Origin of the sequence: Nonomuraea sp. NPDC005692 (assembly GCF_040631115.1) — a bacterium.
GTDB lineage: Bacteria > Actinomycetota > Actinomycetes > Streptosporangiales > Streptosporangiaceae > Nonomuraea.
This window is the reverse complement of record NZ_JBEXYU010000025.1, coordinates 84,168-100,631: the sequence shown is the minus strand read 5'-3', so window position 1 is coordinate 100,631 and position 16,464 is coordinate 84,168. Positions and strand designations below refer to the sequence as shown.

The following is a 16,464-nucleotide window of genomic DNA, read 5'->3' as shown; positions in this document are numbered from 1 at the left end:
CGATGGTTCACCGGCCATCGGACAGGGGGCAAGCGATCGGGGCGGAGGGCAGCAGCCGATGGGTCGGCGCCCCGCGCAGGGGACGGCCAGAGGGAGGGAGAGGGGCATCGGCTGATGGCCCCGATGTCACCCCGAAGGGGGCCGATGGGGTGTTTGTCCGCGTCAGATACCTAGAGCATTGGTCATGTCCAGGTCACGCCCCGCACCATGGTTGCTCCTTTCCGGCACTGCCCGCTCGCGGAGTGAGCAGGCGTGGTCGTTTCAACGTAGCGGTTCCCATCGCATAACGCACACTCCGCAATTATTGTGTTACACATCGTTAGTCAGGGAGGAGACGAGATGGCGGCGACCAGTCACGCCACGATCAAGTCTCGCGACGGTGTGTCAAGAATGGCCGGTCGTTGGCCATTGCTCGGGCAACGGCGCCCGCTTGTGGCGTATCTGTGCGCCATTGTCGCCCTAGATGCCGTCGCGATTGCCTTGTTCACGAGATCTACCGATTTCCACTGGCCGGATTTGCTGACTTTTGCCGCTCTCATGGCATGTGGGGCGGTCTGCATCGAGGCCAGCAGGCGTCTGGGCATGCCCGCCGGAGTCTCGCGTGACCTGTTGTCGGCCTGGTGGCTGCCGGTCGCCCTGCTCCTGCCGCCGGTCTACGCCCTCTTCGCGCCGATCGTGTTGCAGATCCTTCTCCAGGTACGCGTGCGCGCCACAGTTCTCTACCGTCGGGTGTTCAGCTCGGCGGCCATCGGCCTGGCCGGCTGCACGGCGTCGGTCGCCTTCCACTGGGTCGTCCCCGATCCCTGGGTGCTGACGCGGGGCAGCGGGCCGCCGATCGCCTACGCGGTTGCGGCTGCCGTGCTGTTCTCCCTGCTCAACATCGGTCTCATCGCGGTCGCGGCGCACACGTCCGATCCCGAGGGGTCGTGGCAGGAGGTGCTGTGGAACAGGGAGAGCGTCCTGCTGGACGTGGTCGAGCTGTGCCTCGGGGTCACGGTCTCGATCGGGTGCGGGCTCAACCTGGCTCTGCTGGTGCTCGCGTTGCCGCCGGTCGTCCTGCTGCAACGCAGTCTGCTGCATGCGCAGTTGCAGGCCGCCGCCCGTACCGACTCGAAGACGGGGCTGCTCAACGCGGCCGCCTGGCAGCGGGAGGCCGACACCGAGATCCTCCGGGCGCGCCGCAGCGGTGACACGCTGGCGCTGCTGATCATCGACATCGACCACTTCAAGCGGGTGAACGACGCCCACGGGCATCTGGTCGGCGATGAGGTGCTGGCCGGGGTGGCGGCCATGTTGCGCAGGGAGCTGCGGGAATCCGACGTGGTGGGGCGGTTCGGAGGCGAGGAGTTCGTCGTCCTGCTGCCGGGGGCGGACGTCGAGGAGGCGCGGCAGGTCGCCGAGCGACTTCGTACGCACATCGGGCACATGGCCATCCCGGTGGACGACGCTCTGATCCGGATCACGATCTCGGTCGGGGTCGCGTTGATGTGCGTGCACGGCGACGATCTGATCGACCTGCTGGCCGCCGCCGACCTGGCTCTCTATCGGGCCAAGGAGCTGGGCCGGGACCGTGTCTGCATCCCCGTTGTCCAGCCCCCACAGCCGCCGTCGCCCGAGGAGCAAGCCGTGTGACGTGCCGTGACAAGCACGGTGCGATGTTCATCGAATGCGGGCAGGCCCCTGATGGGGATGGGTCGGGAGCCTGCCCTTGGTTTGTGGCCTGTGCGTCTTGGGGCGTCAGGACGTGGTGACGCTGTCGCAGGTGACAAGGCGGACGGCGGGAGCCGAGACAATCTGGATGTGGGGTACGCCGGGGACCTCGACGTTGAGATACCCGCCCTCGATGGCGAACCGCACTCCTTCCACGGTCGACACCCGGCGGCCCTCGGAGTTCGTCAGCGTGTAGCCGTCGAGGAGTTCGACCGTGCCGTTTCTCCAGGTGGGGTTCATGCCTGCACCTCCGGGAAGTCCAGCTCGGGCTGGGCAAGGTGGTTGAAGTAGTTGGACAAGGTGTTCAGGGCGATGTGGCCCACGATCTCGGCGAGCTCCGCGTCCGAGACGCCGGCGGCCCGTGCGGCGTCCAGGTCGTCGTCGCTCACCGCGCCGCCCGTGTGCATGATCGCCTGAGTGATGCCCAGGACGGCGGCCGCGTGCGGCTCGTCGTCAGCGCCCTGGCGGGTCTGGAGAAGTTCCTCGTCGGACATGCCCATACGGCGTCCGCGCATGGTGTGGGCGCTCACGCAGTAGGTGCAGTGGTTCTCCTGGGCGACCAGCAGGGCGATCTGCTCCCTCAGTCTCGGGGTGAGGGCGCCCGAGCTGAGGTGTTCGCGCATCGCGAGGTAGCCGGCCAGGGCGGCTGGGCCGTTGGCGAGGGCGGCGTACAGGTTGGGGACCTTGCCGAGCTGGCGGCGGGTCTGGTCGAGCAAACCATCATTGTCTTCTGTCAGTTGTGGAAGGCGGGGCATGATGTCTCCAAAACGGTACTGGTCGGTTCCATCTGGGCAAGACGATACCGAACGGTTCCGTTTTAGGGAAGTTCGGGATAGCTTGGCGGTATGCCCACGCGTGCCCGTGAACGACTGCTCGACGCCGCCGAGGACCTCTTCTACGCGGAGGGGATCAGGGCGGTGGGCGTCGAGCGGATCCTGAGTGTCTCGGGGGTGGGCCGCGCCTCCTTCTACCGGCACTTCCCGAGCAAGGACGACCTGGTCGTGGCCGTACTGCGGCGGCGGGACGAGCGGTGGCGGGCCTGGCTGGCCGAACGCGTGGAGGCTCTGGGCGGGCATCCGCTGGACGTCTTCGACGCCCTGGCCGAACGGTTCGCGCGGGCGGACTTCCGTGGCTGCGCCTTCATCAACACCATGATCGAGACGGCGGATCCCGACAGTGCGGCACATCGGGTGGCGGCCGAGCACAAGGAGCGCGTGCGGGCGTACGTCTCGGAGCTGATCGAGCGGGACGGGCGGGCCGATGCCGCCGAGCTGGCGCACCTGTTCGTGCTGCTGGTGGACGGAGCCATCGTCACGGCGGTACGCGAGCGCTCGCCCCACCCGGCACAACGGGCACGCGCCGCAGCCACCGCGCTCCTCACCACCACGCAGACCACCACAGGGGCCACGACGACGGAGGCCGCGACGAAGGAGGCCACGACGACGGAGGCCGCGGCGGCGGGGCCAAGGAGGGCGTGACGAGGACCCCGGTCGGCTGAGGTCCGGGGTGTGAACAGCCTCCGCCCTCAAGGCGGGCCTGAGGCCTGGGCCGTCATGGACGTTCCAGCGCGCGAGGGCATGAAGGGGTGCCGCCCGCGGCCACCGCTCTCCTCCCCACGGCGGAGACCATCCCGAGATCACGGCGGAGACCGCGACGGCGACCGCCGCAGGGGCCGCGACGAACAGGGCCGCGACGAAGGGGGCCGTGGCGAAGGGGCCAAGGACGGCGTGACGGAGATCCCGGCCGGTTGAGGTCGGTGGTGGGAACAGGCCCCGCCCACAAGGTGGGCCCGGGGGCTGGGCCGTCATGGGTGTCGCGGCGTGTGAGGGCGTCAAGGGTTGCGGCCCGCAGCCGCCACTCTCCTCGCCGCCGCGGAGACCATCCCGAAGATCGCGACGGCGACCACCGCAGGGCCGCGACGAAGGGGGGGCCGTGGCGAAGGGGCCAAGGAGGGCGTGACGGAGATCCCGGTCGGTTGAGGGCGGTGGTGGGAACAGGCCCCGCCCTCAAAGCGGGCCCAGGGCCGGGGACAAAGAGGGCGTGAGGGAGATCCTGGTCGGGCGAGGTCCGGGGTGCGAACGGCCCCCGCCCCCCAAAGCGGGCCCGATGCCTGGGGCAAAGAGGGCGTGACGGAGATCGCCGGTCGGTTGAGGGCGGTGGTGGGAACAGGCCCCGTCCTCGAGGTGGGCCCGGGGGCTGGGCCGTCACGGGTGTTGCGGCGCGTGAGGGCGTCAAGGGTTGCGGCGCGTGGGCGTCAAGGTGTTCGGGGGAGATGGGGGTGGGGGGCAGGGCGAGCGGTGAAGGGTGGGGGTGAATGGGGCTGGGCGGCGGAAGCCTGCGTGCGCAGCCTCTAAGCTAGGGAGCATGCCGGAGTACATCTACACGCTGCAGCGCGTGCGCAAGGCGCACGGCGACAAGGTTGTCCTTGACGACGTCACGCTGTCGTTCCTGCCCGGAGCCAAGATCGGTGTCCTGGGGCCGAACGGCACCGGGAAGTCGACGCTGCTCCGGATGATGGCCGGCCTGGAGCAGCCGTCCAATGGCGACGCCAAGCTGATGCCGGGCTTCACGGTCGGCATGCTCCAGCAGGAGCCGCCGCTCAACGAGGAAAAGACCGTTCTGGGCAATGTGCAGGAGGGTGTCGCCGAGACGATGGCGATGCTCGAGCGCTACAACCAGATCGCCGAGCAGATGGCCACCGACTACAGCGACGAGCTGCTGGCGGAGATGGGCAAGCTCCAGGACCAGCTGGAGCACCGCAACGCGTGGGACCTCGACAGCCAGCTCGAGCAGGCGATGGACGCCCTGCGCTGCCCGCCGCCCGACGCCGAGGTGAGCAAGCTGTCCGGTGGTGAGCGCCGCCGCGTGGCGCTGTGCAAGCTGCTGCTTGAGGCCCCCGACCTGCTGCTGCTCGACGAGCCCACCAACCACCTCGACGCCGAGAGCGTGCAGTGGCTGGAGTCGCACCTGGAGAAGTACGCCGGCACGGTGCTGGCCGTCACTCACGACCGGTACTTCCTGGACAACGTGGCCACCTGGATCCTGGAGCTCGACCGCGGTCGCTGCTACCCCTACGAGGGCAACTACTCCACCTACCTCGACATGAAGGCCCAGCGCCTCAAGGTCGAGGGCCAGAAGGACGCCAAGCGCAAGAAGCGCCTGGAGGACGAGTTGGAGTGGGTGCGCTCCAACCCCAAGGCCCGCCAGACCAAGAGCAAGGCCCGTCTCCAGCGGTACGAGGAGATGGCCGCCGAGGCCGACAAGTTCCGCAAGCTGGACTTCGAGGAGATCCAGATCCCGCCGGGCCCGCGTCTGGGCACCACGGTGATCAGGTCGGAGCAGCTCACCAAGGGCTTCGGCGACCGCCTGCTGATGGAGAGCCTGACGTTCGACCTGCCGCGTAACGGCATCGTCGGCGTCATTGGCCCCAACGGCGTCGGCAAGACCACGCTGTTCCGCATGATCACGGGTGGGGAGACGCCCGACACGGGGTCGATCACGATCGGCGAGACCGTGAAGATCTCCTACGCCGACCAGAGCCGGGGCGGCATCGACCCGAACAAGAACGTCTGGGAGGTCGTCTCCGACGGGCTCGACCACATCAAGGTCGGCAACGTCGAGATGCCGTCGCGGGCCTACATCGCGGCGTTCGGGTTCAAGGGGCCCGACCAGCAGAAGAAGGCGGGAGTGCTGTCGGGCGGCGAGCGTAACCGGCTCAACCTGGCGCTCACCCTCAAGCAGGGCGGCAACGTGCTGCTGCTCGACGAGCCGACCAACGACCTCGACACCGAGACGCTGTCGTCGCTGGAGAACGCGCTGCTCGACTTCCCGGGCTGCGCCGTGATCACCTCGCACGACCGGTGGTTCCTCGACCGCATCGCCACCCACATCCTCGCGTGGGAGGAAGGCTCGAACTGGTACTGGTTCGAGGGCAACTTCGCCGACTACGAGAAGAACAAGATCGAGCGTCTCGGCGCCGACGCGGCCCGTCCTCACCGGGTGACGTACCGGAAGCTGCACCGGGACTGACGTCTCACCCTGACGCCGGGAGCGACACGTCTCATCCCGGCGCCAGGGCCGACGCGTCTCGTCGCGGCATCGGGACTGACACGTCTCATCCCGGGGCGTCAGGGCCGACGCGTCTCGTCCCTGGCATCGGGACTGACGCGTCGCGTCTCGGCAGGGGGACCAGCGCGTCGCGTCTCGGCGCCCGGGCCGACACGTCGCGTCGCTGGCAGCGGGGCTGACGCGTCTCGTCCTGGAGCCGGGAATGTCACGGCTCGTTCCGGTGCCGGGACTCACAGCTCATTCCTGCGAAGAGCGGCGCGCCCCCTCCGGGGTGCGCCGCTCTTCGCGTGTTCCGGCAGGACGGATCAGCCCTCGGCCTCGGTGAGGGCGACCTGCACGGGAGCGGGGGCGGTGCGCCGCCATGGCCCGTTGAACAGCAGGATCGCGGGGACGAACAGCACGAGGCAGCCCAGCGCCACGAACAGCCAGGTCTGCCAGCTCGTGGCCGCCACGACGTGCGGGATGACCAGCAGCCCGACCACCGCGATCGCCTTGCTCAGGAAGCCGAACAAACCCCAGGCCGTGCCCTGCAGGCGTGGGTCGGCGTCCTCGGCGTCCTCGGAGTAGTTGGCCATCCAGGGGGCATAGGCGACGCCGAGTGAGCCGCCGAGCAGGGCGCCGACCACCATGAGCGTGCCGGTGGAGACGCCTTCCTGACCGAGTGCGACGGCGAGGTAGGCGGTGACCAGCACCGCGGCGATCGTCCCGGCGAGCGAGAACGGCTTGCGCAGTTGCAGGCGGTCCGACAGGCGGCCGGTGACGATCAGCGTGACGAGGTTCAGACTCCAGAACGCGGCCATGATCGTGGACGCCTGCGCGCTGCTGATGCCGAGCGCGCCCACCAACATCGTCTGGCCGAACAACGACAGCGTGATGTAGAGGACCAGCCAGAGCGAGATGCCGACGACGTGGGCCCAGATGTTGCGCCGGGCGAACAACGACCGGACGGTGGGCGGGCGCTCCAGGTCGACGACCTCCTCGGCGGCCCGTTCGGTGTGCTGGATCCTGGCCCGCAGCTCGGGGGACAGGTCGGCGATGTTGAACGCGATGACCGCCGAGATCACCAGCGAGAAGCAGCCCATGATGACGAACTGCGACCGCCACGACTCGTCGAAGATCGGCAGCGTCCAGCCGGCGACGGCGGCGGCCAGGAAGTTCGCGCCCACCGGGCCCCACGTCCAGAACCCGAACGCCTGCGCCCGTCCGAGCCGCGGCGAGAAGTCGCGGATCAGCGGCGCGGTGGAGGCCATGGCGACGCCGTCCACGAAGGCCAGCAGGATGCGGGCGATCAGCAGGTCGCGCGGGCTGTGCACGAGGGTCATGGCGAAGCAGCACACGGCGGTGAGGGCCATGAGCGGGATGAGCAGGCGGACCCGGCCGACCCGGTCGGTGAGCCGGCCGCCCAGGATGGAGGCCACGGCCCCGGCCACCGCCGCCGCCCCCGACACCGCGCCGTACGTGGCCAGGGACATGTCGAGGTCTTTGAGCAGCAGGGGTACGACGGGCGCGATCTGCCCTTCGTAGGAGCCGATGAGGATGGCCAGGACGGCCATGGTGAGGATCTTCATCCGGCGGGCGCCGGTCGGGTATTCGTCGAGCTCGCGGACGTAGGACAGCCTCATGACAAGCCTTTCTGCCGAGCCTGGGCCCCCGCCATGAGTTCTAGAAGCTAGCTCTAGAATCCATTTCTGAGATGCTGCTCCTCGCATCGGCCGGCGTCAAGAGTGCGTACCCGGTATCAGATGATTAGAATCAAATTCTAGGATTCGTTCGTAGTGAGGAGCCATGCGTGGACCTGGAACTTGACGGCCTCGACGTGACCTTCGACCACACGGCCGTGGCCGCTCCCCGGATCAGGGATCTGCTGCCGATCTACCGAGACCTGCTCGGCGGTCGCCATCTGGGAGGCGGTGGGGACAACCGGGTCAGCGGGTACCGCACGCTGCAGCTCACGTACTCCAACGGGAGCAAGGTCGAGCTCATGGAGCCGCTGACCGGGTCCACGTTCTTCGACAGCTTCTTCGAGCTGACGCGGGGGCGCGGCGGCGTCCATCATCTGAACTTCCACGTCGGCGACATGGACGCGGCCGTCGCCCGGCTCACCGGGCGCGGCTACCGGCTGCACGGGCTGAACAGGGCCGACGTGCGCTGGCAGGAGGTGTTCCTGCACCCCAAGGAGGCGCACGGCGTGCTCATTCAGCTCGCCTGCCCGGGGTTCCGTGACCCCGACGAGGCCCGTCCGACGCTGGCGGAGGTGCTGGCGGGACGCGGCCGCAACGGCGACGGCATCCCCAGCCCCTGAACCGCGGAGGCTTCCCGGGCACCGAACTCAGCTCTAGAGTGCAATTCTAGAACCAGAGTGGGGAGGCCCATGAAACCGGCACCGAAGCCAACGCCCGACACCCAGCCGTTCTGGGACGGCACGGCCGCGGGAGAGCTCAGGATCCAGCGCTGCCAGACGTGCGCGCGGCACTACTTCTACCCCCGGCCGAGCTGCCCCCACTGCGGCGGCGGCGACGTGGAGTGGGTGCGCGCGACGGGCCGCGCGACCCTCTACTCGTACGTGATCAACCACCGCCCCGCGCCCGGTTTCGAGGCCGGCGGGCCTTACGCCATCGCCGTCGTGGAGCTGGAGGAGGGCGTGCGGATGATGAGCAACATCGTCGGCGTGCCCAACACCCCCGAGAACCTGCCGCTGGACATGGAGCTGCGGGTGGTGTTCGAACGGCGCGGCGACGTGCACATGCCGCTCTTCGAGCCCGCGGGGGACGCCCGATGAACATCGTGATCGCCGGGGCGGCCGAGACCGACGAGATCGGCCGCCTGCCGGACCGCTCCACCTTCCAGCTCCACCTGGAGGCCGCGCGCAACGCCCTCGCCGACGCGGGCATGACGAAACACGACATCGACGGCATCGCCACGGTCGGCACGCCCGGCCCGATCCAGGTCGCCCATGCCCTCGGCATCACGCCATCCTGGCTCGACGGCACGGGGGTGGGCGGGTCGTCGTTCCTGTTCCATGTGCGGCACGCCGCCGCCGCCATCCGGGCCGGGCTGTGCCGTACCGTGCTGATCACGCACGGTGAGTCGGGAAGGTCGCGCGTCGGCGCCGGCCGGTGGGGGCTGGGCGCGGACTCGCTGCTCGGGCAGTTCGAGCTGCCGTACGGGGTGGTCGGGCCGCCGACGTCGTTCACCGTCACGGCGCTGCGCTACATGAAGGAGACCGGCCTCACCCACGAGCAGCTGGCCGAGGTGGCGGTCGCGCAGCGCCGCTGGGCCTCCCGGAACCCACGGGCCATGTACCGCGACCTCGTCACGGTCGAGGACGTGCTCGCGTCCAAGCTCGTCGCCTACCCCTTCCACCTGCTGGAGTGCTGCCTGGTGACGGACGGCGGCGGCGCGCTGGTCGTCACCGCCGAGGAGCTGTCGCGCCGCCCGCCGGTCTACCTGCTCGGCTCCGGCGAGGCCATGGACGCGCCGATGGTCTCGCAGATGGAGGACTTCACCACCTCCAAGGGCTTCCGCCTGTCCGGCCGGGCCGCCTTCGCCGAGGCCGGGATCTCCCACGACGACGTCGACCACCTGATGGTGTACGACGCCTTCGCCAACGTGCCCGTCTACGGCCTGGAGGACCTGGGCTTCGTCGGCCGCGGCGAGGCGGGGGCGTTCATCGCCGAGGGGCACACCTCGCCCGGCGGCCGGCTGCCGATGAACACCAACGGCGGCGGCCTGTCCTACACGCACACCGGCATGTACGGCATGTTCGCCATCCAGGAGTCGGTGCGGCAGCTCCGGGGGGAGGCCGCGGCGCAGGTGCCGGACGTGGAGGTGAGCGTGGTGTTGGGCAACGGCGGCATGTTCGCCTCCGCCGCCACCCTCGTCCTGGCCTCCCGGTTGCCCTAGGTTCCGCGCACGGCCCTCCGGGCAGGCGAGCCCGGACGGGCCGATGGAACGGGATGGAACGGAATGGAACGCCTCTCCATCGGAAGCGGAAGATCCTGAGAAGAGGAGACGGCGATGCCGAAGTTCATGGACGTGCACAGTGGTTTCGTCGGTGTCACCGAGGACCAGTTGCGCGAGGCCCACGAGCGGGACCTTGCGGTCGAGGGGGCCGAGGGTGTGCACTTCGAGCGGGCCTGGCTCGATCCGGACTCGGGCAAGGTGTTCTGCCTGTCGTCGGGGCCGTCGAAGGAGGCGGTGATGCGGGTGCACGAGAAGGCCGGCCATCCCACGACCGAGGTCTACGAGCTGCCCATCGAGGTCGAGTAGCCACCGTTCGGCCACCGGACCGGTGACGGCCGCCCGCGCTGCTGCGGACGCGGGCGGCCGCCACCGACGCCCCCCCCGCGCCGCCGGGCGGGGCGCCAAAGGTTGTCCAGGCGGGCGCGTCGGGCGCCGGGCCGCGCGCGAGGGCCGTACTAGATTCGTCGGGTGAGCACGGGAGCCGCGCGCGGGGTGGGGCGGTTCGTCAACGGCGAGTCGGTCTACGGGACCATCCTGACGGCCGGCGTCGTCTCCGGGCTCTCGCACTGGATCGCCGACCCCGCCGAGCTGCTGGCCACCGCGATCGGCACGGTCATCGTGTTCTGGATCGCGCACGCGTTCGCGGAGATCGTCGGCGACCGGTCGCCGGACGTGCGCAAGGCGGTGCGGGGCGCGGTGACGCGGTCCACCGGCATGTTGTGGGGACTGGTCCCGCTCACGGTGATCCTGTGCGTGGCGATGACCGGCGTGATGTCCCTGGACGCGTCGGTGTACCTGGAGATCGCCGTGTCGGTCGTCCTGCTCACCGTGCTCGGCTTCTTCGCGGCGGCGCCCAAGACCGACCGGCTCTGGATCCGGCTGGTCTGCGGAGCCGGCTCGGGCGCCCTGGGAGCCGTGATGATCCTGCTGAAGAGCCTCGATCACTGAGCGGCCCCCGCCGGGCGCCGGGGCGGGTCAGGAGGGCGGCGGGCGCCAGGTGATGAGGGCGTCCAGGGCCTCGACGCGGGAGCCGGTGACCAGGAGCGGGTTGATCTCCAGGGACTCCAGGTCGTCGCCCAGGCTCTCGGCGAACGCGGCGATCCTGGCCACCACGTCGGCCACCGCGTCCAGGTCGGCGGGCTCGGTGCCCCTGGCGCCGTCCAGCAGGGCAGCGCCGCGCAGCTCGGACAGGGCCCGGCGTACCTCGTCGGCGTCCACCGGCAGCACGCGCAGGGCCGCGTCCCGCAGCACCTCCACCCAGACGCCGCCGAGCCCGACCGCCAGGGTGAGCCCCCAGGCCGGGTCGCGCACCACGCCCGCCAGCAGCTCGATCCCGCCGCCGCGTTGCGGCTGGATCAGGACGCCCGCGTCGGGGGCGTGCGCCCGCGCCGCGGCCACCACCTCCCGGTACGCCTGCCGCACCGCCTCGGGACCGGACAGCCCGAGCCGCACCCCGCCGATGTCGCTCTTGTGCCCGAGCCCTTCGGCGGCGGCCTTGAGCACCACCGGGTAGCCGAACCGTTCGGCCGCGGCCACCGCCGCCGCCTCGTCCGCCGCCGTCTCGGAGGGCACCACGGGCAGCCCCGCGGCGGCGAGCAGGGCGGCGGCCCGGTGCTCGGCCCACACGCCGTGCGCACCATCGGGCGCGCCGGTGACCGCCGCCCGCCCGGCCGGGCCGCCGCCGGCCAGGGCCCTGCGGTGGGCCTCCGACCAGCGCACCGCCGCGCCGAGGGCGGTCAGGCCGTGCTCGATCCCGCCCATGACGTACGGGAACCCGGTCTCCCGCTGCACCTGCCGCCCGAACTCCGTGACGTCGGTCAGCACGTTGCTCACCACCACGACCGGCACTGGCGACTCGGCGATGCGCCGCGAGCTGGTCTCGTACATGGCGAGGACGGGCGCCGGGTCCGCAGGGGCGATCCTGGGCGGTTCGGACAGCAGCATGACCAGGTCGATGCCGGGATCGGCGGCCACCGTCTCCAGGGCGCGGCCGAGCAGGGTGCGGTCGACGAGGACGTAGCCGGTGACGTCGAGCGGGTTCTGCACGGTGCCGAACGACGGCACGATCCCGGCCAGCCGCTCGACCGTCGCCGCGGAGAAGGGCGGCAGCTCCAGGCCCTCGTCCTCGGCCCGGTCCGCGATGATCTCGGACGCGCCGCCGGACGGGGTGACGACGCCCACCCGGCGGCCGGGCAGCGGGCCGGTGGCGGCCAGCAGCCCGGAGGTGATGATGAGGTCCTCCAGCGAGCGCACCCTGATCACGCCGAGCTGGCGCATCGCGGCGTCGATGACGTCGTCGTCGCCCACGAGCGCGCCCGTGTGGGCCTGCGCGGTGTGCGAGGCGAGCCTGCTGCGGCCGATCTTGAGCGCGACGATCGGCTTGCCCGCCACCAGTGCCCGGCGGGCGACCCGGGAGAACTCGGCCGGGTTCCTGATCGTCTCCAGGAACAGGGCGATGACCCTGGTCGCCGGGTCGTCCACGAGGTGGTCGACGACGTCGGTGACCGTGACGACCGACTCGTTGCCCATCGAGGTCAGCAGGCTGATGCCGACGTTGCGGGCCTGGGCGAAGCCGAGCACCGAGCTGGCCAGCGCGCCGCTCTGCAGCACCACGCCGACCGACCCGCGCAGCAGCGGCTCGGGGATGGGCAGCCCGTACGGGGTCACGTCGGCGGCGGCGTTGATGTAGCCGTTGCCGTTCGGCCCGAGGATCGTCAGGCCGTTCTCACGGGCGAACCCGGCGATCTCCGCCTCCAGCCGCGCCCCCTCCGCGCCCGCCTCCCCGAACCCCGCCGTGAGGATCACGTAACAGCCGATGCCCAGCTTGGCGCCCTCCTCCAGCACGCCGAGCACGGCGGCCGTCGGCACCATGACGTAGGCCAGGTCGACGGGGGAGGGGAGCTCGGTCAGGCTGCGGAAGGCCGGCGACCCGTGCACCACCCCGCCCCTGGGGTTGACCAGGTGGACGGGCCCGGCGAAGCCGTGGGTGCGCAGGTTCAGCAGCGTGCTGACCGACCAGCCCGACTTGTCCGTGGCCCCCACCAGGGCGATCGAGCGCGGGTTGAACAGTGCCTCGACCGACATGGACTACTCTCCGATCAGGCCGAGCCTGGCGTGGCCCTTGATGAGGTTGCGGGCGATCGTGCGGCGCTGGATCTCGTCGGTGCCCTCGAAGATGCGCAGCAGGCGCAACTCCCGGTACCACCGCTCGACCGGCAGCTCCTTGGTGTATCCCATGCCGCCGTGGATCTGCAGCACCCGGTCCACGACCTGGTTGGCCATCACGGCGCCGTTGAGCTTGGCGATGGAGGAGGCGTGCCGGGCGTCCATGCCCCGCTGCACCTGCCAGGCGGCGTGGAGGGTGAGCCACTTGGCCGCCTCGATCTCCACCTGGGAGTCGGCGATCATCCACTGGATGGCCTGATACTCCGAGATGGCCTGGCCCATCGACTTGCGGATCTTGGCGTAGTCGATGGCCATCTGGAGCATGCGCTCGGCGGAGCCGATGGCACGGGCCGGGATCATGTACCGTCCTTGCCCGATCCACTGCATGGCAAGCTCGAAGCCCCTGCCGAGCTCGCCCAGGATGTTCTCCTCGGGCACCCGCACGTCCTGGAACACCAGTGCGGCCGGCCCCCACTCGCCCATGGTCGGGATGGGCTCGGACGTCCAGCCCATGTCCCGGTCGACCAGGAAACACGTCACGCCGTGGCCCTCGGCCACCGCGAACACCATGACGAAGTCGGCCTCGCTGCCGCCGGTGATGAACGTCTTCTCGCCGTTGATCACCCACTCGGCGCCGTCGCGGGTGGCGCGGGTGCGGATGTTGCGGGCGTCGGAGCCGGCGCCCGGCTCGGTGATCGCGAAGCAGGACCGCCGTTCGCCCTCGATGGTGGGGACGAGGTAGCGCCGCTTCTGCTCGTCGGTGCCGGCGTAGAGGATGTTGTCGGCGCTGCCGCCGAAGGAGAAGGGCACGAACGTGCGGCCCATCTCCATGGCGATGATCGCGGACATGATCGGGCCGAGCGCCGCGCCGCCGTACTCCTCGGGGGTGTTGATGCCCCAGAAGCCCGACTTCCTGGCCTTGGCGCGCAGGTCACGCACGACCTCGGGATCGAGCCCCGGACGCCCTTCCCGCTCGTTGCGCAGGACCTCCGGCTCCAGCGGCATGATCTCCTTCTCGATGAAGGCACGCACGGTGTCGCGGATCTGCCGTTCCTCGGGGCTGAGCGAGAAGTCCACGGCCGCCTCCTGAATTTCTAGAATCATTCTCTAGTACGCGATTCTAGCCTCCGCGTCGCACTGGTCAAGAATCAGATTCTAGAATTCGCCGGGATAGAATGCCTGGCATGGCACGCAAGTCCTCGTGGGAGTGGAGCCGTACGGCTCAGACGCGCAAGAGCATGTTGCAGGCGGCCCGTGAGGTCTTCAGCGAGCACGGCTTCGCCGACTCCAACGTCTCGGAGGTCGTGGCCCGCGCCGGCTCCAGCGTCGGCAGCCTCTACCACCACTTCGGCGGCAAGACCGAGCTGTTCCTCGCCCTCTACGAGGACCACCAGGCGGCCCACGAGCAGGCGTCGGCCGCCAGCGTCGCCAAGGCCAAGAAGGAGGGGGTCAGCGACCCCGTCGAGCTGCTGATCGCCGGGGCCCGCGCCTACCTCGACGGCGCCTGGGACCGGCGCGACCTGGTCAGGCTCTTCATCGACGGCGACGGCCCGCCCGGCTTCGAGCTGATCCGCCGCACCCGCGGGCGCGAGTGGGTGCGCCAGAACGCCGTCCTGCTCGGCGCCGGGGGAGACCCCCTCGACCGGTTCACGGTCGCGGTGCTGACCAGCATCATCGGCGAGGCCGCCCGCGAGGTGGCCACCTCCGACACCGAGGAGGAGGCCAGGGAGATCATCGAGGCGGCGATGAAGCTCATCCACCGCCTCGATCCCCTCAGGGGGCTCAGCGACGACTGATCGTCGCCCGGCCGCGGTCGATCACCACCGTCCCGTCGTCCTTGGCGGTCCGGAACAGCACGTCGTCGCCGTCGGCCCAGATGGAGACGGTCAGCGGCTCGCCGGGGAACACCGGGCTGCTGAACCGGCCCGACATCGCCCTGAACCGCGACGGGTCCGACCCGGCGAGCGTGTGCAGCAACGCCCGCCCGGTCACGCCGTACGTGCACAACCCGTGCAGGATCGGCCGGTCGAACCCGGCCCTGGCGGCGAACTCCGGATCGCTGTGCAGCGGGTTGCGGTCGCCGGACAGCCGGTAGAGCAGCGCCTGGTCCGGCCGGGTCGGGTAGGTCACCTTGTGGTCGGGCGCCCGGTCCGGGACCGCCCACTCCTCCCGCGGCCCCCGGTCGCCGCCGAAGCCGCCCTCGCCCCGGATGAACACCGAGCTGCGCGAGGCGATCAGCAGCTCGCCGGTCTCCAGGTCGACGGCCCTGGCCTCGGTGGTCACCAGCGCGCCCGAGCCCTTGTCGTAGATGCCGGTCACCTTCGACGTCGTCCGTACGCCGCCCGCGGCCGGCAGCTCGCGGCGCAGCTCGAAGCCCTGTTCGGCGTGGACCAGCAGGGCCGGGTCGTAGTCGCCCAGCCGCCGCCCCGGCGACTGTGCCGCCAGCACCGCGAACGTCGGCAGCACCCGCTGCCCCTTCTCGGTGGCGAACTCCAGCTCGTCGAGGCCCGAGCCGACGCCGAGCGCGTACAGCATGGTGTCCTCGGCGGTCCAGGTGCGCTCGTGGGCCGGGCCCTCGACGCCGATCAGCGAGTGGTCGAGCGGCATGTCAGTCCTCCCGTCCGGGGACGCGGCCGTTGGTCAGGGCGTTGGGGGCGGCCTTGTCCACCAGGGCGGGGATGACCGCGCCCAGCTCGGCCGGGTCCCAGCGGGCGCCCTTGTCCACCCCGGGGCCGGCGTGCCAGCCCTCGGCCACGCTGATCACGCCGCCGCGCACGTTGAACACCCGCCCGGTGACGCCGCGCGCCTCGGCACTGGCCAGCCAGACCACCAGCGGCGCGATGTCGTCGGGGTCGGCGCCGGTCGCCCCGGCCGGGATCAGGTTCTCCGTCATGCGGGTGAGGGCGGCGGGGGCGATGGCGTTGACGGTCACGCCGTAGCGCTCCAGCTCCCTGGCGGCGATCACGGTCAGCCCGGCGATGCCCGCCTTGGCCGCGCCGTAGTTCCCCTGGCCCGGGTTGCCGTAGATGCCGGAGGACGACGTCGTGTTGATGATCCGGGCGTCGAGCCGCTCGCCGGACTTGGCCTTGGCCCGCCAGTAGGCGGCGGCGTGCCGCAGGGGCGCGAACGTGCCGCGCAGGTGCACCCTGATCACCGCGTCCCACTCGTCGATGGTCATGTTGACCAGCATGCGGTCGCGCAGGATCCCGGCGTTGTTGACCAGTACGTGCAGGTCGCCGAAATGCTCGACGGCCGACCTGATCAGGCGCTCGGCGCCGTCGAAGTCGGAGACGTCCTCGCCGTTGACGATCGCCTGGCCGCCCATGGCCTCGATCTCGGCCACCACCTCGGCGGCGGCCCCGGACGAGCCGGTGCCGTCCACCTCGGCGCCCAGGTCGTTGACCACCACCTTCGCGCCCTGCCTGGCGAACTCCAGGGCGTGCCCGCGCCCGATGCCCCTGGCCGCACCCGTGACGATCACCACGCGACCTTCGACGATCCCGCTCATCCGACACCTCGATCCTTGACCGGCCGACGATTTGAACTGGATTCTAGTAT

The 16,464-nt window shown here is 70.5% G+C and carries 16 protein-coding genes; 9 read left to right on the top strand and 7 right to left on the bottom strand.

The genetic code is table 11. From position 1 onward, the window contains the following. Window positions 1-582 precede the first annotated feature (582 nt). Entirely contained in the window at window positions 583-1,632 is a 1,050-nt protein-coding gene (locus ABZ459_RS37255) for a GGDEF domain-containing protein (RefSeq protein WP_357980688.1), read from the top strand. A 105-nt stretch (window positions 1,633-1,737) separates the two neighbouring features. Here the strand turns inward: ABZ459_RS37255 and ABZ459_RS37250 are convergent, their stop codons facing one another. Then, entirely contained in the window at window positions 1,738-1,950 is a 213-nt protein-coding gene (locus tag ABZ459_RS37250) for a hypothetical protein (protein ID WP_357980686.1), read from the bottom strand. Then, entirely contained in the window at window positions 1,947-2,426 is a 480-nt protein-coding gene (locus tag ABZ459_RS37245) for a carboxymuconolactone decarboxylase family protein (RefSeq protein ID WP_357980684.1), read from the bottom strand. Before ABZ459_RS37245 ends, ABZ459_RS37250 begins: the two co-directional genes overlap by 4 nt. Window positions 2,427-2,555: 129 nt before the next feature. Here ABZ459_RS37245 and ABZ459_RS37240 point away from each other — a divergent pair, with 129 nt between their 5' ends. Together ABZ459_RS37240 and ettA are read left to right on the top strand one after the other, a co-directional pair. Next, window positions 2,556-3,188, top strand: coding sequence for a helix-turn-helix domain-containing protein (locus tag ABZ459_RS37240; RefSeq protein ID WP_357980681.1), 633 nt, complete (start codon window positions 2,556-2,558; stop codon window positions 3,186-3,188). 886 nt (window positions 3,189-4,074) lie between these two features. Next, window positions 4,075-5,739, top strand: coding sequence for an energy-dependent translational throttle protein EttA (gene ettA / locus ABZ459_RS37235; RefSeq protein ID WP_357980678.1), 1,665 nt, complete (start codon window positions 4,075-4,077; stop codon window positions 5,737-5,739). Between the two features lie 344 nt (window positions 5,740-6,083). Here ettA and ABZ459_RS37230 read toward each other — a convergent pair whose 3' ends face one another. Beyond that, window positions 6,084-7,400, bottom strand: coding sequence for an MFS transporter (locus ABZ459_RS37230; RefSeq protein ID WP_357980675.1), 1,317 nt, complete (start codon window positions 7,398-7,400; stop codon window positions 6,084-6,086). Between the two features lie 167 nt (window positions 7,401-7,567). Here ABZ459_RS37230 and ABZ459_RS37225 point away from each other — a divergent pair, with 167 nt between their 5' ends. The 5 genes from ABZ459_RS37225 to ABZ459_RS37205 all read left to right on the top strand — a co-directional run bounded on the left by ABZ459_RS37225 (window position 7,568) and on the right by ABZ459_RS37205 (window position 10,689). After that, the gene (locus tag ABZ459_RS37225; protein WP_357980672.1) at window positions 7,568-8,080 is read left to right on the top strand and encodes a VOC family protein; all 513 of its coding nucleotides are present in this window, start codon (window positions 7,568-7,570) and stop codon (window positions 8,078-8,080) included. A gap of 69 nt (window positions 8,081-8,149) precedes the next feature. Then, a complete protein-coding gene (locus ABZ459_RS37220) occupies window positions 8,150-8,557 on the top strand; it encodes a Zn-ribbon domain-containing OB-fold protein (RefSeq protein ID WP_357980669.1) in 408 nt (135 codons plus the stop codon). Next, entirely contained in the window at window positions 8,554-9,681 is a 1,128-nt protein-coding gene (locus ABZ459_RS37215) for a thiolase (RefSeq protein WP_357980666.1), read from the top strand. Before ABZ459_RS37220 ends, ABZ459_RS37215 begins: the two co-directional genes overlap by 4 nt. 114 nt (window positions 9,682-9,795) lie before the next feature. After that, entirely contained in the window at window positions 9,796-10,047 is a 252-nt protein-coding gene (locus tag ABZ459_RS37210) for an SCO4226 family nickel-binding protein (RefSeq protein WP_357980663.1), read from the top strand. Window positions 10,048-10,209: 162 nt separating this feature from the next. Then, window positions 10,210-10,689: a hypothetical protein gene (locus ABZ459_RS37205; protein ID WP_357980660.1), complete on the top strand. Its 480-nt coding sequence runs from the start codon at window positions 10,210-10,212 to the stop codon at window positions 10,687-10,689. 27 nt (window positions 10,690-10,716) lie between these two features. Here ABZ459_RS37205 and ABZ459_RS37200 read toward each other — a convergent pair whose 3' ends face one another. Together ABZ459_RS37200 and ABZ459_RS37195 are read right to left on the bottom strand one after the other, a co-directional pair. After that, on the bottom strand, window positions 10,717-12,825 hold the full coding sequence (locus ABZ459_RS37200) for an acetate--CoA ligase family protein (protein WP_357980657.1): 2,109 nt from the start codon (window positions 12,823-12,825) through the stop codon (window positions 10,717-10,719). Between the two features lie 3 nt (window positions 12,826-12,828). Next, complete coding sequence (locus ABZ459_RS37195; protein ID WP_357980654.1) at window positions 12,829-14,010, bottom strand: acyl-CoA dehydrogenase family protein; 1,182 nt, start codon at window positions 14,008-14,010, stop codon at window positions 12,829-12,831. A gap of 80 nt (window positions 14,011-14,090) precedes the next feature. On the opposite strand from ABZ459_RS37195, the gene ABZ459_RS37190 reads away from it, so the two are divergent. Then, window positions 14,091-14,702: a TetR/AcrR family transcriptional regulator gene (locus tag ABZ459_RS37190; protein ID WP_352322431.1), complete on the top strand. Its 612-nt coding sequence runs from the start codon at window positions 14,091-14,093 to the stop codon at window positions 14,700-14,702. Here the strand turns inward: ABZ459_RS37190 and ABZ459_RS37185 are convergent. Both ABZ459_RS37185 and ABZ459_RS37180 read right to left on the bottom strand, forming a co-directional pair. After that, window positions 14,689-15,513, bottom strand: a complete 825-nt coding sequence (locus ABZ459_RS37185) for a MaoC/PaaZ C-terminal domain-containing protein (protein WP_357980651.1) — start codon at window positions 15,511-15,513, stop codon at window positions 14,689-14,691. The genes ABZ459_RS37190 and ABZ459_RS37185 overlap by 14 nt on opposite strands. Before the next feature lies 1 nt (window position 15,514). After that, a complete protein-coding gene (locus ABZ459_RS37180; RefSeq protein ID WP_357980648.1) occupies window positions 15,515-16,414 on the bottom strand; it encodes an SDR family oxidoreductase in 900 nt (299 codons plus the stop codon). Between the last annotated feature and the right edge of the window lie 50 nt (window positions 16,415-16,464).

What these genes read in the sequence shown, in the direction of transcription:
- ABZ459_RS37210 (WP_357980663.1), top strand. Translation starts at nt 9,796, where the DNA reads ATGCCGAAGTTCATGGACGTGCACAGTGGTTTCGTCGGTGTCACCGAG.
- ABZ459_RS37195 (WP_357980654.1), bottom strand. Translation starts at nt 14,010, where the DNA reads ATGATTCTAGAAATTCAGGAGGCGGCCGTGGACTTCTCGCTCAGCCCC.
- ABZ459_RS37185 (WP_357980651.1), bottom strand. Translation starts at nt 15,513, where the DNA reads ATGCCGCTCGACCACTCGCTGATCGGCGTCGAGGGCCCGGCCCACGAG.
- ABZ459_RS37240 (WP_357980681.1), top strand. Translation starts at nt 2,556, where the DNA reads ATGCCCACGCGTGCCCGTGAACGACTGCTCGACGCCGCCGAGGACCTC.
- ABZ459_RS37230 (WP_357980675.1), bottom strand. Translation starts at nt 7,400, where the DNA reads ATGAGGCTGTCCTACGTCCGCGAGCTCGACGAATACCCGACCGGCGCC.
- ettA (WP_357980678.1), top strand. Translation starts at nt 4,075, where the DNA reads ATGCCGGAGTACATCTACACGCTGCAGCGCGTGCGCAAGGCGCACGGC.
- ABZ459_RS37250 (WP_357980686.1), bottom strand. Translation starts at nt 1,950, where the DNA reads ATGAACCCCACCTGGAGAAACGGCACGGTCGAACTCCTCGACGGCTAC.
- ABZ459_RS37215 (WP_357980666.1), top strand. Translation starts at nt 8,554, where the DNA reads ATGAACATCGTGATCGCCGGGGCGGCCGAGACCGACGAGATCGGCCGC.
- ABZ459_RS37220 (WP_357980669.1), top strand. Translation starts at nt 8,150, where the DNA reads ATGAAACCGGCACCGAAGCCAACGCCCGACACCCAGCCGTTCTGGGAC.
- ABZ459_RS37255 (WP_357980688.1), top strand. Translation starts at nt 583, where the DNA reads ATGCCCGCCGGAGTCTCGCGTGACCTGTTGTCGGCCTGGTGGCTGCCG.
- ABZ459_RS37180 (WP_357980648.1), bottom strand. Translation starts at nt 16,414, where the DNA reads ATGAGCGGGATCGTCGAAGGTCGCGTGGTGATCGTCACGGGTGCGGCC.
- ABZ459_RS37200 (WP_357980657.1), bottom strand. Translation starts at nt 12,825, where the DNA reads ATGTCGGTCGAGGCACTGTTCAACCCGCGCTCGATCGCCCTGGTGGGG.
- ABZ459_RS37190 (WP_352322431.1), top strand. Translation starts at nt 14,091, where the DNA reads ATGGCACGCAAGTCCTCGTGGGAGTGGAGCCGTACGGCTCAGACGCGC.